Consider the following 16,316-nt stretch of genomic DNA (forward strand, 5'->3'; position numbering starts at 1 on the left):
ACTCAGATTTGGCAGTACACTTGTTGTGAAGCAAAGCCAATCGAGCGTTTTTATTGGTTGTGATTGCTCGGCTTCGACCAATCACTCATTCCTAAAAAGGGTGGAGCTGAGCTCCACCCTTGGCCCTATTTATCGCGGACTGGGTGCACAACATCGACACCGTACGAGCGACCTTCGGCGTGACAAGTTGCACAGGATTCAGTACCCGGCACATACTCTTCAGGTCCCCAAACACCGCCATTGCCAACGATATGGGCTTTCACCGAGTCGCCTCGACCAGAGTGACAGGCCGCACAAGCTGCCGCGGTTGGCGAGATGTTAATTGCCGAACCGTTGCCATCGTCAATAACTACGGCTTTCTGCATCGCCACTTCGGCCAGATTTAGCTGACCAGGCTCGTGGCACGACAAGCAGTTAGCGTAGTGCTCAGGGTAGGTGATAGGTGCGGGCACCAGATCGCCATCTTCGTTTTCTACTGAACGACGACTTGAGTGCAGGGTATGCGCCAGCACCTTGTAGTCCAGCGAACGACTGAGTTCACGCAAGAATCCATGACGGTTGTTGATCGTTGGGTTGTGACACGAGACACAGCTACCATCTTCAAAGTTGCCAGATAGATGTTCCCGATCGTGGCACACCGCACAGGCGGGGTTGTCCTCTCGACCAATGTCTTTGTGAATACCGGTCTTCGAGGTATTAAGTTGGCCTTCGTGACATTTAGCACACTTGGTGTTGGCCACTGCCAGACGACGAACTTTGGCATTAGCAGGATCCACCGCAAAGGCAATTGCAGGGGTTTGTACCTTGGTTATGACATCTGCTGGTGGCATCATAGGATCGGTACCGCAAGCCATGGGGTCGCCACCTTTAGCGCTACACACTTCGATATGAGCGGTTAGATTACCCATATTGGTGTGCCACATGGCCACATTAGTAACTGTGTAAACGAAATAGCCTTCTTCACCAGCTTGAACCGTCACATCCGTTTGGGTGGAATCTTTCAAAAGTGCGACCAAATCGCCCACAAATGAGTTGTTCTGCGCCGCATAACTGCTCTTGTTGTCTTCGTCGCCAGCAGCTGGAGTGAAGTTGTAATCCATTGAACCGTTACCCACCGCACGAACAGGCACCTGATGCAATTCAGCAATTTCATGAACTGGGCTGCCATAAGCGCTATCGTCGCTTGGGTTGCTGACTTTCAGCTCAAAGCTCAATGTGCCGGTTTGATCGTCAGGATTCGCACGAACAAAGGTGGCATTACGAGTCGTCACAGCGTACTTCATCTTGGCTTGCATGCGGGCAAACTGAGTTGCCATGTGGAACTGAGTGGCACCTAAGCCTTGATTGTCCACTGCGTGACAAGATTCACAGCCTTGCTCCCAAGCATTCGGGAAGCGCTCAGGCTCGTGGAACAAGCCTCTAGCAGTACCGTCCCAATTCGGTGCATCTTCAGGTTTAGGCTCGTGACAACTCAAGCAAGCTTCTTGACGGTGGAAGTTGTAATAGTTCGCTTGAGCAGGAGCGCCTTCGCCTTCAATGTGACAAGCCTGACAGGCATTGTACTCGGCGGGGAAGGTAACCTTACTGTAGTCGTGACCTCGTCCACCAAAGCCCACAATAAAGGCTGTGCCGCGGTGAATTTTGTGCAGCATAGAGCCAAAATCTACTGTGGTACCGGTTTCTGGGTCACCTGAGTAACTGGTGTGGCAAACCACACAATTTTCGATTTCAGTTCGGCGGCCGCCGTGGAAAATCAGCTTTGGCGCCCAAGGATGGTCGTAATCGTTAGAGTGACAACGAATACATGACTCCTGTAAAGCAACCAAATTACGATTGTCTGCGGCATCTGGTGCAGCGCCAGTTGCTGGGACAAAATCGTAGAAGGTGTTAATTAAGCGAGTGTTAGCAGGATCGCTTGAATTGGGTTTTAATTCGAGTGTCACGCGGTGGACCAAATCCGCGTTATAACTGGTGTCCAATTCTGCAATATCTGTGTAGTCTGCCAGTGCGCTTTGCATGGTGTATTGATACACACCATCCCCAACCACGGTTAAGCATTCAAGTTTGCAACTGCTCTCAATGCTGGCTTGAAGTTGAGGACCTTTGTTGCGATCCCACCCGTCAGGGAAGCCTTCTGTGCTTGGCGGGTCAACCGGATCCACCATGCGGTTGATATAGCTTGTCCACTGAGGCGCCTTAAAGCCTTTGGCTTGCGGAGCAGGCTCGGGATCCGACGATGGCGATGGCACTGGGTGGCCGGGAAGGGGGCGTGCACGCTTTTGCAGTTCGGTGAGCTTAGCAACCCCCACGCCGAAGATGTACACGTCTTCGAGTCCTTCAAGTCCTGATACTGGTACGCCGTTGGCGTTGGTCAGGCTAAAGGTAAAGGAAAGCTTGCCTTCTTCAACACTGGCTTCGGTAATGGAAGCGCGCAGTGTTTCAGCCTCACTAATATTTTCGGTGACAGGACCTGGTGGTCCCGGAAGCCCAGGTTCACCGGGAGTTCCATCGCGACCATCGCGGCCGCACCCTGAGATCGACAAAGTCAGAGCCGCGAGCAATAACATGCCGGCGACTCTGGACGAGACGTGTGGTTGAGTATTCATTGTTGGTCCCTGCACTGCATTCGTATTATTAGTCAAAGCCAAAAGTAAGAGGAGGCTTGCACGAGCAAATCTCGACTTCCAATACGCTACCAATTAATCGTCAGGCGCTGAGACTACACAACTTCAACAAACAACCAGACTGACCTTGCTAGTAGGTTCTGGAGCTTACAAAGTGACCTAGATTAGTTATAGCTAATTTGGAATGAATTGCCTTATAAAAAATGTGGATAAAGACCAAGGTGTGACCAAGTTAAAACTTTGGGGTGATTTTGTTGCGTTTTTGTATCTTTCTCTGCTAGCCAAAATCTTAGCTAACTAGCTCATTTTGGGAGGAAAATTATCAAACACCGGAATGTCAGTTGGCAACACAGCCCAGTTCTTTGCTGAAGCGGTGAAAATTGCCATGCTGGCTTTGAACTCTTGGGGGCTGTCAAAGCTGGGGGCTGAAATCGTGAAAAACTGACCAGCAGTTATGTCGGCGCAAACGTTAACGCCGCATTTTCCACAATAGTGGTGATGCACTGGTTTGCCACTGGAGCCAGTTCTGGTGTGGACTTTTGGAGATTCACCGGTAAAAGCAAAGTTGTCGTAGTGGTACCAGATGCCAAACCACTTATCGCCGCCGGTTCTGGCCTGACAGTCGCTGCAATAGCAAAAAAGCTGTTGCATGGGCTCGCCTGTTACCTGGAATCTCACCGCACCGCACTGACATCCACCGGTTTTGACCATGCGTATCACCTTTACTTTTAATCATTCCAACAAAAACATAGCAGATTAAGTTGAGTCTGAGTGAGTAAAGCTAGTGCTTGAGGGATTTACTGGGTAACCACATAAGCACACTGGCGTAAACACAGGTAAGAAATATCGACAAGTCTACAAGCAGTATCGTCATTCCAAACAAGATCCCTATGTAGGCAAAAAAGGGCCCAACAATAGCTAAAGCGGTATTGAGCATTGAATTCACGCCTACCTCTACGCCACGAAAATACAGTGTGACCATAATCGAACCAAAGGTGAGCAGCAGCAAAGGAGCACCCACAGCGGCATAGGTGGGACCATCACTCATGGACAAAATAGTGACGTAGGATAAACCGGCGATAAAACAAAGTGACACAGAGAAAGCAGTACGAGTCATGGGTGTGCTGTATTAATTGAGGGCGAGTGGTTGTTGGAAACCATCATAGAACTCGTATTAAATCAGGCAAATTAAAGGTTTATCACTTCTTTTTATACCCTTTAAGCGAGCGTTGAAAAGCGCTGCCTAAGACTTTTCAAAAAGCGGTGAGCTGGTTCAGGTTTTCGCAAAAAGTACCGTCGGGTTTTGGTAGGCCAATCACACGCTGCGGATTGGTTTTTTGCCTAATCTAGCCGGAAGTAATATACCTAACAGTAAGGGCGGCTAACGCTCCCGATAACCACAGAATTCTAAAAACAAAAATAGGTGGAACCAACAATGAAACACATCGTGATAGGGGGATTGGTAGCCTTAGCACTGACGGGCTGTGCTAACTACTCTCCAAACTTGGCGCCGATACCATCAGAACTCCAATACACAGGCTTTACCGACAACACAGTGACCATTGCACAGACTCGTAAATTGTCCGCGACAGATTCGATTACGGTTGGTGCGAGTATCGTAAGAGATGATTCAATCAAGAATGCTAAAGGCGTTTTTCATATCAGTGTGTTAAACAACACCGACTTTGAGATTAACTTGAGCAAAAACGACATTAAATTGTTCACTGATACTCGTGAACTAGAGCAGTATCAGGACGCCGAGTTAATTGATGATCTAGGTTCGCTATCAAATGTCAGTGAGTTTAATAGCGAGCTCAGTACTGCATTGAATCAGGCATTGTCTCAAGGCCCATCGCCGACAGAGCAGTTGAAAACTCAGCTGATCTCCGAGCACAAAATTGCTCCACACCAAGCGCTAGCGGGCTTAGTAAAAAGTAAACAGGCGATTTATACGGATAAGGACCAGCCTTACGTTTATGTGTCTGTCAGCTTGGCCAAACAACACTTTGTGTTCAGATATAAAGTGATTTAGCGTATTAATCGATACGCAAAAGAGTTGAAACTACTAAATAAGAAAGCCGCCCTACAGGCGGCTTATTTAGTCTTGGGATAATCGATTACTTAGCGCCAGGCTCAGCAAAACGTGTCATCCAATCTTCCACTTGGTTGTACCAATAGATAGAGTTGTTAGGCTTCATGATCCAGTGGTTTTCGTCTGGGAAGTAAATCATACGAGACTCGACGCCACGGCTTTGCAGGGTGCGGAATAATTCAAACCCTTGACCCACAGGCACGCGATAATCCAACTGACCGTGGATCACCAAAGTCGGAGTATTGAAGTTCTCAGCAAAGTAGTGCGGAGAAATCGACTTATAGATTTCTGGTTTGTCCCAGTACTGGCCAAAACGAGTACCGTGTACCGAGAAGTCCGACGCCATTTGCGAGTACATGTTGTAGACCGCAGCGTGGATCAGCAGGGCGTTAAACGGATGCTCTTGACCTAAAATGATCGAGGTCAGGTAACCGCCGTAGCTTGCGCCACCAGCCACCATACGCTCACTGTCGATGTAGTCCTGCTGCTTGAACCAGTCAGCGGCCTTCAGTACGTCTTCCAGCGACTTGTTTTTCCAATCTGGGTTGATGCTGTCGGTAAACTCCTGACCAAAGCTCGATGAACCATGGAAGTTTGGCCAAGCGGTCACATAACCCCAAGAAGCAAAAGTTTGCGCGTTCCAGCGGTAGTGGAATCCGTCAGAGATGGCGTTGTGCGGACCGCCGTGGATCAGCATCATCAGTGGATACTTCTTGCTCTTGTCGAATCCTGGCGGGTAGTGAACCCACATTTGAATGTCTTGGTCGTTGTAGCCTTTGTAGGTTACTGACTCGTAAGTGCCCATATCCACATCGGCTAGTACCTCGTCGTTAAAGGTATCTAAACGCTTGGTTTTACCGTTGCGTGGGTTGATGGTCACTAAACGTGCTGGGTACAAAAAGCTGTCGTTAGCGGCAACCAGAGTGCCGTCTTTAGCAACGTCTGGCTTACCAAAGTTGGTCGCCTTGGTGATGGCTCTTACTTTGCCGTTACCAGCATCGATCGCGTAAATACGGCGAGTCGCTTCATCATCAATGGCGGCGTAGAAACCTTTGCTGTCTGGTGTCCAGACAAAACGAGCAACCGAGCGATCCCAGTCGGTGGTGATGATACGCTCAGAACCCTTTGCCATGTCATACAGCACTAGGTTGGCGGTATCACCATAGAAACCGTGGATCAGCTGACGGGTGAAAGCCAGGGTTTTGCCGTTCGGGCTGAACTGAGGGCTGCCGTCAGGGGCTTGGTTATCCGGAGTGATGTTTTTCGCTTCTTTTGAACCAATTTCACCTAGGAATAGGTCAATTTTAGCGTCAACCTGGTTGTCCCAACCGTTAGAGTTAAACGCGATCCACTTTTCAGATGGGTCAATGTCGTAACTGCCAGCGCTTTGGCTTGAACGAGGAAGCTCGCGACCAAAGTTTTGCGTGATTGGCTCAATCTCGCCGCCTTTGGCGGAAATTCGGAATACGTGCGCCGAGCGGTCTTCGTCAATCCAGTGGTCAAAGTGCGAGTAAGGCAGGGCATTCCACTGATGAGCAGACACCTTGTTGTCCTTGTCGGCTTTTAGCTGGTCTTTCATTTCATCCCAGTTTTTCCCCGGGTAAATGCGACTGATGAAGTACAGGTTGTCACCGACCCACTTGATGCCTTTTACACCCCCTGGTACTTGGGTTAAGCGCTGGGCTTCACCGGCACGGTCTAGAGGCAGCAGGTAAATTTGGCCCGCGTCGTCTTTGTGGCGTTTGCTAATAAAAGCTAGCGTGTTGCCATCAGGCGAAAAAACTGGCTCGCTTGCGCGAAGGCCTTCGCTGGTTAGCGGGCGTTGTTCGCTGCCGTCTTTTGCGAATAGCCAAAGTTGAGTGGCGCCTTTGTCTTCCTCAACATCGTATTTAGTGACAGGTGCCACTATGTATTCGCCGTTGGAAGAAATCGAAGGAGTTCCAATGCGGTCGAGTTGCCAAAGCACATCTACCGAAAGGGTTTTGTTGGGCTCAGTGGCCGCGTGTGCCAGCGGAAACAGCAGGCACAGGGTCCACGCTAAAAGCTTTCTCACAAGCTTGCTCCTATGTGTTGATTGTTATTGTAAGGACGAGGCCGCCCTCTTTGGGGAACCACATCATATAACGAACTTCATGATTTATTGAAGTGCATCAGCAAGATAGGCGGGCAAGCCTGACCAGTGGTGGTAATGTTAAATGTAAAGTTTTTGTTATTTTGCCGAGAAGGAGGCTGGCATTTCAAAACTTGATCTGACGCAATTATGGCGAGGTTCGCTAATTATTTCTGAGATTCACCCTTAGAACCGACATTAAAATGTGATGCTGATCACTGCGTCTACTCCTTTATGGAGAGCTTGTTAACACACTTGATCCAGATCAAGAATTCCTAGTTAGCTTTTTGACACACTGCGCGCAAATCACAAAACAAAAACATCCTGTTTACAGGTCATTTATTTGGGAGTATCACAATGACAACTCGTCCTATGGTCCGCGTTCTTGCCGCAAGTGTTCTAGCCGCTAGCTTTTCAGGCACGGCTTTAGCTCACGAAGCTGGGGACTTTATCGCTCGCGTTGGTGCAGTAAACGTTTCACCTAATGCAAGTAGTGAAGACGTGGCTGGTTTTGGTGAGTTCAAAATCAACGACAACACGCAAGTGGGCTTGAACTTCACTTATCTTCTCACTGACAACTTTGGCATTGAGTTGCTTGCTGCAACCCCGTTTACCCACAAAGTATCGCTAGATGGTGTAGGCGAGATTGCTGAAACTAAGCACCTGCCGCCAACTCTGGTTGCTCAGTACTACTTCTTGGACAAGAACTCAAAAGTACGCCCTTACATTGGTGCTGGTGTTAACTTCACTAACTTCTTTGGTGCTAAGTTCACCAACGATCTAGAGGGTGCTCTGACTGATCTGAACATCAAGAACTCTTGGGGTTACGCGGTGCAGGCCGGTCTAGATTACAAGATCAACGACAACTGGATGGTGAATGGCTCTATCTGGTACGCCAACATTGAAACTGACGTTAAGTTCAAGCTTGGTGGTGCGCCAGTGTCTATCGCGACCAAAGTCAACCCAACAGTTTACATGCTAAGCGTTGGCTACAAGTTCTAAGCTGAGTTAATTAGCGCTAAGCCCCGCTTTTTGCGGGGCTTTTTTGTATCTGGTCGGCAGCCTGCAAACTTGTACCCTTTGGGACTTTAACCGTATAGTGGCTACACTGTTACTCCATTGCATTCAGGTTTTACAAGGATTTTTGCATGTTTGACTGGGTAGCCAGCCCCGAAGCCTGGGCTGCGTTGGCAAGCCTAATCGCATTGGAAATTGTGCTGGGCATCGACAACATTATCTTCATTTCTATTTTGGTTGGCCGCCTTCCACCAGAGCGGCGCAATCAAGCCCGCCAGCTGGGGATTGGTCTGGCGATGCTGACTCGATTGCTTTTATTGTTCAGCCTAGTTTGGGTGATGGGATTGGTTGAGCCGCTATTCAGCGTGTTTGATCATGCCATTTCAGGTCGAGACCTAATCTTGATCGGCGGCGGTTTGTTTCTCATCGCCAAGTCCACTCACGAAATACACGCCAGTTTCGACATAGTTGAGGACAACCAACAAGGCGCGAGCTACGCCAGTTTTGGCGCGGTACTCGCACAAATTGCCGTATTGGACATTGTCTTCTCTTTGGATTCTGTGATCACCGCTGTGGGCCTGGTGGACCACCTATCCATTATGGTGATAGCTGTGGTGTCATCGGTAGTGGTGATGTTGTTTGCCGCAAAACCCATTGGCCAATTCGTTGACGCCAATCCCACGGTAAAAATGCTGGCCTTGGCTTTTTTGTTGCTCATTGGATTTACTCTGGTGGCGGAAGGATTCGAAGTGCATGTGCCAAAAGGCTATATCTACTTTGCGATGGCGTTCTCTTTTTCTGTGGAGCTGCTCAATATCGCCAATCGCCGACGTCGTCAAAAGCGCCAAATGCGGTTGAGTAAAAAATTAACCCCTACCAGTGAATCTCAGGAGTTGTTGTGATCACTATATACGGCGATAGTCGCTCGGGTAACTGCCTTAAGGTCAGAATGTTGTGTGACTTATTGGACTTTCACTATGCCTGGCGCGAAGTGGACATCATGGCGGGAGAAACCCAAACCCAAGCCTTTTTGGTGAAAAACCCCAACGGCAAAATCCCAGTCATCGAACTAGACGATGGACGCACTCTCAGTGAGTCAAACGCCATCTTGTGCTATCTCGGCCAACATACTCGCTACTGGCCACAAGATGCTTGGCAGCAGGCCAAAATGCACCAGTGGCTGAGTTTCGAGCAATACAGTCACGAGCCTAACGTGGCCGTAGCCAGGTTTATCAAGTTGTATCAAGGCTTACCCGATGAACGTTTGGCCGAGTATCGGCAAAAAGTGGAGTCTGGCCACAAGGCGCTAGCGGTCATGGAGCGCGCCCTGACAGACCAGAGTTTTTTGGTCGGTGAGCGTATGAGCTTGGCGGATATCAGCCTGTATGCCTATACCTCTCGCGCCCACGAAGCGGGTATCGAACTGGGCAACTATCCAAATTTAGTGGCTTGGATAATGCGAGTATCAGAGCACCTGATTCAAAGTAAGCATCGTCAGGGGGTGGCATGAGTACCCCTAAACTCAGTCAGATTTGGCGCTATCCGCTAAAATCCGGCGCACCAGAATCTTTGCAAACAGCCGATGTCGGGCTTGAAGGTTTAATTCAGGACCGGCGTTTATTAATGATCGATGCCAACGGCCAAATGATCACCGGGCGTAGCGAGCCTAAGATGCTGAGATTTAAGGCGGGGATTGCTAATCAACAGCTGAGTCTGAGCCACCCCGACCATGAACAAATAAGCGCGTCCCTCGAGGATTTACAAATCTCAGTGCCGGCTCAGGTGTGGAGTGACAGTTTTGAAGCCTTTCACATCAGCGACGAGGTCGATGCCTATGTAAGCCGAGTGTTAGGCCAAGCGGCGCAGCTTTTGTATTGTGGCGAGCGTTCGCAGCGACTAGGTGGAAAAACCGGCCAAAGCCTCAGTATGGCCGACGGCTACCCTTTGTTGTTGATATCTGACGCTTCGCTTCGAGAGTTAAATTGGCGCTCTCCTGAGCCTCTGTCGATGGAGCGTTTTCGTCCAAACTTAGTAGTGTCAGCACAATTACCCTTTATTGAAGACCACTGGCAACGAGTTCGTATCGGTGAGGTTGAGTTTGAACTGGTGGAGCCCTGTAGTCGTTGCAACTTCACCACACTAGACCCAGAAACCTTGACCTATCAGGCAGAGCAAGAGCCTTTGACCACCTTGTCTAAATTTCGTCAGGGCGAAGATGGCCAGCTGTACTTTGGCCAAAACCTAATTGCGCTGAATACGGGTGTGATTACTCAGGGGGATGTGGTTGAGGTATTGCAAACCCGCCAACCACAGGCGTATCCCGATAAACGCGACGTGTCACCGCCACCGATTGCCACTCCACCAGCAAAGGCAGAGAAATTGCAGTTTGAACTCAATGGTCAAAAGGTGACGGGCGACAATCAAACCAGCCTACTAGCTCAAGGGTTAAGTGCTGGTGTTGAGTTGAGCTATCGCTGCCGCTCAGGACGATGCTCTAGTTGTATGATGCAACTAGAATCTGGCGAAGTGATCCAGCCGCCAGCTCGCGCGTTAAACCAAAAAGATCAAGAATCGGGAAAGATTTTAGCCTGTTGCGCTATCCCTATAAGCGATATCAGGGCTCACTCCCTGAAACCAACCAAAACTCGAAAGGAGCCGAGATGAAACCTGTATTAAGCGCGTTAGTGTTAGCGGGAGCGAGTTTGCTAGTCACAAGCCCACTAACCGCAAACGAGCCAACGGCCGCCGACAAACAAGAGCAAGCCGCCGCTTCGCAACTGATGATTCAAGACTGGGCGGTAGAGTGGGGTGGACGGCCGCGAGATCCCTTCGTTGCACCGGATGGCCACATTTGGTTTTGCGGGCAAGCTGGCAATTATATCGCCAAACTCGACCCCAAAAGTGGTGAGATGACTCGCTATGAAATTCCAGAAAGCACTCACCCACACAATTTAATTGTGGATGCTGACGGCATGGTATGGATGGCAGGCAACCGCGATGGTTACATTGGCAAATTCGACCCTGCGACCGGCAAAACCGAGCGTTTTGATATGCCAGAAGGCGTTAAAGATCCTCATACTCTGGTGTTTGATGCCAAAGGTGATATCTGGTTTACCGCGCAACACTCCAATGTGGCAGGAAAGCTAGAAATCGCGACGGGTAAAGTGTCAGTAGTAAAAATGGACACAGAGAACTCCCGTCCCTATGGAATTAAAATCGCGCCAAACGGCGATGTTTGGGTTGCCTTATTAGGGGCTGATCGCTTAGTGAAGTTGGCGGCAGCCGATTTGGCGAAAACCGAATTCCCAATGCCACGCGCAGAAATTCGCACACGTCGTTTGGAAATCGATAGCAAAGGCCAAATTTGGTACCTGGATTATCGCGGCGGCAAAATCGGGCGTTATCAGCCCGATGCGGATAAGTTTGATGAGTGGAACATGCCCAATGGCAAAAGCAGCTTGCCCTATGGCACGGCCATTGATTCGCAAGACCGTATCTGGATTGCTGAAACTGGCGTAATGCCCAACCAGATGGTGGGTTTCGATACCAAAACCCAGCAAGTGATTAGTACAACTCCAGTCGAAGCTGGCGGTTCGGTGCGTCATATGTATTTTGACCCGCAGCGAGATCAATTCTGGTTTGGCATTGATACGGGCTTTGTTGCTGTAGGTAATGTACCGAAATGAGTAACAGTAACAACACCTCAGTAATCATTATTACAGGCGCCAGCGCTGGACTGGGTCAGGAAATGGCCCGCCAGTTCGCTCGTTTGGGATACTCGCTAGGGCTTTGCGCCAGACGCTTAGAAAACCTAGAAGCACTGCGCCAAGAGATAGTGAAAGAAAACCCAGAGTGTGACGTACAAGTTCGCCAGTTGGACGTGGTGGATGAGCCGCAAGTGGCCGTGGTATTTGAAGAGTTTCGCCAGCATTTTGGTGCGATTAATCGAGTGATAGTTAACGCGGGCATCGGCAAAGGTGTCCCCATCGGCAATGGTGGCTTTAACGCTAATCGTCAAACCCTGATGACCAATGTGGTGGGCGCGTTGGCTCAAATCGAGCATGCGGTGGCTATCTTCAAACAACAGAACTTTGGACACTTGGTGTGTATCTCTTCGGTGAGCTCCACACGCGGATTTCCCGGGACCATGAACACCTACGCTGCTTCCAAAGCGGCCCTGAGTTCGTTGGCCTCAGGATTACAACTCGAGTTAGCCAATACTCCAATCAAAGTCAGTTGCATTATGCCCGGCTACATAGCCAGTGACATCGCGACCGGTAGCCGCAGTCGCCCCTTTAGCGTGGCGACTGATGTTGGGGTGCGTTCAATGGTTAAGGCAATTGAAGCTGAAAAGGCCAGCGCTTATGTTCCGGGCTGGCCTTGGATACCGATTAGCTTTTTACTCAAGCATCTGCCCAATGCAATTGCAGGGCGCTTAATCCGCTAAGGGTTGGGCTTGTGGTTGCGAAGGCGTTTTCATCTGGTTTCCTGGATTATTGATGTAACCCAGGAAGCCATCGATACCGGTTTCGTGTAGTTGTAACAGCTGTTGCTGGCTCTCTACTACTGTGGCGTAAACCGGGATTTCTAGATTGTGCACCGTGTTGCAGATGATGGTCACCATGTGCAGGCTTTCTTGGTCTTTGGCCTGACACAAAGCAGGAGACAGTTTGACGTAATTGGGCCTTAGTTTAGCGATGTAGTCCAGCTTAATCTTGGCATTGCCCAAATTGTCCATACCGAACTCAATTCCCAATGAGCGTAAGATCTTCACAAAAGCCTGTACCGCTTTTGGCTCGCGTTGATAATGGGTTTCCGGGATTTCAATAACCACTTTTTTACGCTGCTCGCTCGACAAGCCAGCTAAGCGACTGACAAACATGGTGTCGTGAATCGAGGCTAACGAGACATTGATACTCACAGGTGCGTCAAAGTCTTGTGCTAACGCGGTTTCAAGTACGGCTAAATCAAGCTCTGCACCTAAATTGAACTGCTCAATCACGGGTAAGAAGTTACCCGCAGACATCTGTTGGTCAACTTCGTCGTTGAGTCTGGCGTAGACTTCGTAGTGGATTGGATTACCGCCCACACTATTGACTAGCGTTTGACGCTCAATCACCAGAGCTTTACGGCGAATTCTGTCTTTTAATAAGGCTACCCATTCCTGACCGGTGCGCATCATACCACTTGGCTCCACGTTAGCGCGCCAGATATAGCCGTTCATGCCTTCGCTTTCGGTTTGACGAAGCATGTTGTCGATTCGAGTCAACAGAGTAGAGGCGTTGTCTTGCGGCTGAATCACACAGCCAGCGATAGTGCAGACCTCAGGTGTTGGTGCTATGCCTTTACCGTGCAACTGTTTCATTTGCTGATTACAGGCGCGTATTTGCTGGTGTATGTCCGCGGGCAACACCGCTGGGATAAGCACCGCAAATTCGTGCTCGCTAATGCGCCCGAGCGTCGGTTGAAAAGCCTTAAAGCTGGATTCTAGGATTGAAATACTGGCTTTGACCATCTCACTCCAAATCGGAAAGCCATAACTGCGTCGCACCTGACTGGCATGCGTGAGGCGAAGCACAATCAAGGCGTATTGTTGTCGTCCCTCGGCGATTCGGCCTTCGATCTGTTGCAAGGTGAAGCGGCGGCTAAACACGCCGGTTTCTGGGTCCTGCTGGATCTGTGTTTTAAGACTTTGCAATTGACGTGCGTTGTCTTTAAAGCGCTTGTAGATGATGTCGCTCATATGATTCAAAGCGCTGACCGCTCGACCTAATTCGCGAGTTTTTGGCACAGGGGAGCGCACCGTAAAGTCTTTGCGCTCAATCGCTTTGGCTTGTTTCTCAATCGCTGCTAGCGGGCGAATTAGCTTACCCACTACCATACTGGCCACAGCGCCAATCATGACGACCGCAAGCAGATATATCAGCACTAGGCGCTTAAAGAGTATCCAGAGTTGGTCTTGTACGTAGAACTCGCTAGACACTAGACGAAGATTCGCCTGGCCACCATCGCTGAAAAACACAGTTTCTTCGAGCGTGTTTTGCTCGACCGGGAAGGCTTTGGTAAACCAATGCGGCGCTCGGGACCTAGCTTGTGCATTGCGCTCGATTAAGGTGGACTGGGGAGAGAACAGCGTCACTGTTATTGAGTGCAGCGTAGGATTTTTTAGTGCTTGCTCCAGTAGCCTTGGCAGAGTTTGAGTTAACTGTCGTTGCGATTGAGCCTCTAGGCTTAGACGTGTCATTTGCTCAACTTGAGCGACAGTTTGTTGTTGTTGTTCGTTGAGTTTTCCTTGCATGGTGGACAGGTTGACAAAAAGCATCAAACCAAAACACATCAGCCCGATTATCCAAACCAGTGCGAGTAACTGTCGTTGCAGACTCATTTACGCATACTCCCTTATGCACAGATAGGCGCGGGTGCCTATTAACTAGACGATCCCCAATTGACTCATACTACTGATTTACAGATGGAATTTAAATACTCTTAGCACTGAGTCGAAAAATAACAGGGTTGGTAGTTGTCACGCCTTATTCGGCAATGGTATTAGTAGCTTTTACCCAAGCCATTTCAATCGTTTTCCAAGGAGCATAATAATGAAACGCGCTCTATCGCTGGGTATCGCCCTGTGCGGCTGTTTGTCCATGAGTACAGCACTGCAGGCAAGCGAACAAAGCTTTGAACAATGCAAAGTGCGTCTGGCCAATGCAGCTAAGGACGCTGGCGTAAATGCAGCATTAGTCGATCGCACCATGTTAGAGGTTAAACCCATTCCTCGAACCCTTTCGCTGGACAAAAGCCAACCTGAGTTTCGCGAAACTTTCGCTGAATATATGAATAAGCGTGTGACAGAATGGCGAGTGTCGGAAGGTCGCAAGATGTTGCGCAAGCATCAGGCCCTGCTGCAACGCTTGACCGCTGAATACGGAATTCCAGGTCAATACCTGATTGCTTTTTGGGGACTGGAGACAAACTACGGTAGCTACAAGGGCAAAATGCCCACCATTAATGCTATTGCGACCCTGGCGTGCGATAAACGTCGTAGAGACTTCTTTACAGGCGAGTTTGTCCAGGCGATGACCTTAGCCGAGCGCAACGGTTTTGAACCTCATGAGTTGCTGGGCAGTTGGGCTGGCGCGGTTGGACACACCCAATTTATGCCATCGGCATACAACGCCTACGCTGTAGATGGTGATGGCGACGGTATCGTCGATTTGTGGAATAGCGAGGTGGACGCTTTAACCTCGGCGGCAAACTTTTTGCGTTCGCTTGGTTGGCGTCCAGGCGAGCGGTGGGGCCGAGAAGTGGTACTTGACCCTAACCAGAGCATTCTTCCCTTAGGACGTGGACAAAAACAGGCTTTAAGCCAGTGGCGCACTCAGGGTGTCACAACAGTGCAGGGTAAGCCAATGCCGAGTATTGATATGTCAGCAGGGCTACTACTGCCTCTCGGGGCAAAAGGTCCGGCCTTTTTAGCTTACGACAACTTTGACGTGATCATGCGCTGGAACCGCTCAGAGTCTTACGCGATATCTGTGGGGCATTTGGCCGATCGAATTAATGGCGCAGGGCGCTTGAGTGTTTCTCTAGAGAGCTTTGGCAAGTTGCGCATAGAGGATCTGACCCACATACAAGAGCGTTTAAATGCCAAAGGATACGATGTGGGCAAACCCGATGGTCGTCTTGGCCCCAAAACGCGAAAGGGCATTCAAGCCTACCAGCAGGCTAATGGCTTGGTGGCTGACGGCTATCCCAGTGATGAGCTGATGCGTCAGCTGTTGAGATAACCCTTCCAATAAAAAGGCCTGAGCAATCGCTCAGGCCGTCAAATCTATTTCTTGCTAAAGAATTAAGCTTCTTCGCGCTGCTGTGCTTCTGGAGACAGCTGAATAATAGAGTAGATGGCTTTCTTTGAAGCCTTAGTTGCAAAAAACCATCGACGAACGATGTCGAACGAAGGCATGCTCTTGCCACTCTCAATGTTTCTGACGTAGCGATCAGAAATGCCAATTTGTTGGGCCAGCTTTTCCTGACTGAGTTTACTCTTTACCCGAAGCTCATTGAGCGCCTGGGCAATACTTGTTTTGTCTACTGCTGTTTTCGGCATATCGTTATTGGAACTCGTAATGACCCTTTACAGGGTGGGTTAATGAAGTGGAAAGCCTCTTTGGACAGAAGAGTGAAAATGCTTTCCAGCTAAGTGCTCACAAAGCACAATTCCTTTTAGCACTCCGCGAATTCGGTTATGAGTCTATTCAACTTAATTCCGGTTTAGCAAGCGCTAATTCATCAATACTACAAAAATGTTAACCAACAAAGCTTTTTGCACGTCCAACAGGAAATTTATACCAAGCTTGTAACCTTTTCGCAACCGAATCAATATTCCGAACGGGCAGGAATTTTTAATCCGCATTTTAATAAAGCATATAAGATATTGAAAATGCAGACAATAAGGCTGTTTTGTTCTTTTTTA

14 protein-coding genes are annotated in these 16,316 nt (G+C 49.3%); 8 read left to right on the plus strand and 6 right to left on the minus strand.

The window, feature by feature from the left end; all coding sequences use genetic code 11:
- Positions 1 to 125 precede the first annotated feature (125 nt).
- The 3 genes from CLC93_RS07445 to CLC93_RS07455 all read right to left on the minus strand — a co-directional run bounded on the left by CLC93_RS07445 (position 126) and on the right by CLC93_RS07455 (position 3,741).
- Positions 126 to 2,606, minus strand: a complete 2,481-nt coding sequence (locus CLC93_RS07445; protein ID WP_095505340.1) for an OmcA/MtrC family decaheme c-type cytochrome — start codon at positions 2,604 to 2,606, stop codon at positions 126 to 128.
- A 315-nt stretch (positions 2,607 to 2,921) separates the two neighbouring features.
- Entirely contained in the window at positions 2,922 to 3,335 is a 414-nt protein-coding gene (locus tag CLC93_RS07450; protein WP_095505341.1) for a GFA family protein, read from the minus strand.
- Positions 3,336 to 3,405: 70 nt separating this feature from the next.
- A complete protein-coding gene (locus CLC93_RS07455) occupies positions 3,406 to 3,741 on the minus strand; it encodes a hypothetical protein (protein ID WP_095505342.1) in 336 nt (111 codons plus the stop codon).
- A 318-nt stretch (positions 3,742 to 4,059) separates the two neighbouring features.
- Here CLC93_RS07455 and CLC93_RS07460 point away from each other — a divergent pair, with 318 nt between their 5' ends.
- Complete coding sequence (locus CLC93_RS07460) at positions 4,060 to 4,656, plus strand: hypothetical protein (RefSeq protein ID WP_095505343.1); 597 nt, start codon at positions 4,060 to 4,062, stop codon at positions 4,654 to 4,656.
- An 85-nt stretch (positions 4,657 to 4,741) separates the two neighbouring features.
- On the opposite strand, the gene CLC93_RS07465 is transcribed toward CLC93_RS07460, so the two are convergent.
- The gene (locus CLC93_RS07465) at positions 4,742 to 6,769 is read right to left on the minus strand and encodes a S9 family peptidase (RefSeq protein ID WP_095505344.1); all 2,028 of its coding nucleotides are present in this window, start codon (positions 6,767 to 6,769) and stop codon (positions 4,742 to 4,744) included.
- A 414-nt stretch (positions 6,770 to 7,183) separates the two neighbouring features.
- Between CLC93_RS07465 and ompW the strand changes: the two genes are divergently transcribed.
- The 6 genes from ompW (at position 7,184) to CLC93_RS07495 (ending at position 12,290) form a co-directional block, all read left to right on the plus strand.
- On the plus strand, positions 7,184 to 7,828 hold the full coding sequence (gene ompW / locus CLC93_RS07470) for an outer membrane protein OmpW (protein WP_095505345.1): 645 nt from the start codon (positions 7,184 to 7,186) through the stop codon (positions 7,826 to 7,828).
- 146 nt (positions 7,829 to 7,974) lie between these two features.
- Positions 7,975 to 8,745, plus strand: a complete 771-nt coding sequence (locus CLC93_RS07475) for a TerC family protein (protein ID WP_095505346.1) — start codon at positions 7,975 to 7,977, stop codon at positions 8,743 to 8,745.
- The gene (locus CLC93_RS07480) at positions 8,745 to 9,353 is read left to right on the plus strand and encodes a glutathione S-transferase family protein (RefSeq protein ID WP_095505448.1); all 609 of its coding nucleotides are present in this window, start codon (positions 8,745 to 8,747) and stop codon (positions 9,351 to 9,353) included. Before CLC93_RS07475 ends, CLC93_RS07480 begins: the two co-directional genes overlap by 1 nt.
- Positions 9,350 to 10,507, plus strand: coding sequence for a YcbX family protein (locus tag CLC93_RS07485; RefSeq protein ID WP_095505347.1), 1,158 nt, complete (start codon positions 9,350 to 9,352; stop codon positions 10,505 to 10,507). Before CLC93_RS07480 ends, CLC93_RS07485 begins: the two co-directional genes overlap by 4 nt.
- Complete coding sequence (locus CLC93_RS07490) at positions 10,504 to 11,529, plus strand: Vgb family protein (RefSeq protein ID WP_095505348.1); 1,026 nt, start codon at positions 10,504 to 10,506, stop codon at positions 11,527 to 11,529. Before CLC93_RS07485 ends, CLC93_RS07490 begins: the two co-directional genes overlap by 4 nt.
- Positions 11,526 to 12,290, plus strand: coding sequence for an SDR family oxidoreductase (locus tag CLC93_RS07495; protein WP_095505349.1), 765 nt, complete (start codon positions 11,526 to 11,528; stop codon positions 12,288 to 12,290). The genes CLC93_RS07490 and CLC93_RS07495 overlap by 4 nt, the downstream gene beginning before the upstream one ends.
- Here CLC93_RS07495 and CLC93_RS07500 read toward each other — a convergent pair.
- Positions 12,279 to 14,228 carry an EAL domain-containing protein gene (locus CLC93_RS07500; protein ID WP_095505350.1) on the minus strand — a complete coding sequence of 650 codons (1,950 nt, stop codon included), beginning with the start codon at positions 14,226 to 14,228 and terminating at the stop codon, positions 12,279 to 12,281. The genes CLC93_RS07495 and CLC93_RS07500 overlap by 12 nt on opposite strands.
- Positions 14,229 to 14,439: 211 nt before the next feature.
- On the opposite strand from CLC93_RS07500, the gene CLC93_RS07505 reads away from it, so the two are divergent.
- A complete protein-coding gene (locus CLC93_RS07505) occupies positions 14,440 to 15,630 on the plus strand; it encodes a lytic murein transglycosylase (protein ID WP_095505351.1) in 1,191 nt (396 codons plus the stop codon).
- 62 nt (positions 15,631 to 15,692) lie between these two features.
- Here the strand turns inward: CLC93_RS07505 and CLC93_RS07510 are convergent, their stop codons facing one another.
- The gene (locus tag CLC93_RS07510; RefSeq protein WP_095505352.1) at positions 15,693 to 15,950 is read right to left on the minus strand and encodes a helix-turn-helix domain-containing protein; all 258 of its coding nucleotides are present in this window, start codon (positions 15,948 to 15,950) and stop codon (positions 15,693 to 15,695) included.
- Positions 15,951 to 16,316 lie beyond the last annotated feature (366 nt).

It is taken from the genome of Paraferrimonas sedimenticola, from assembly GCF_002282855.1.
GTDB lineage: Bacteria > Pseudomonadota > Gammaproteobacteria > Enterobacterales > Shewanellaceae > Paraferrimonas > Paraferrimonas sedimenticola.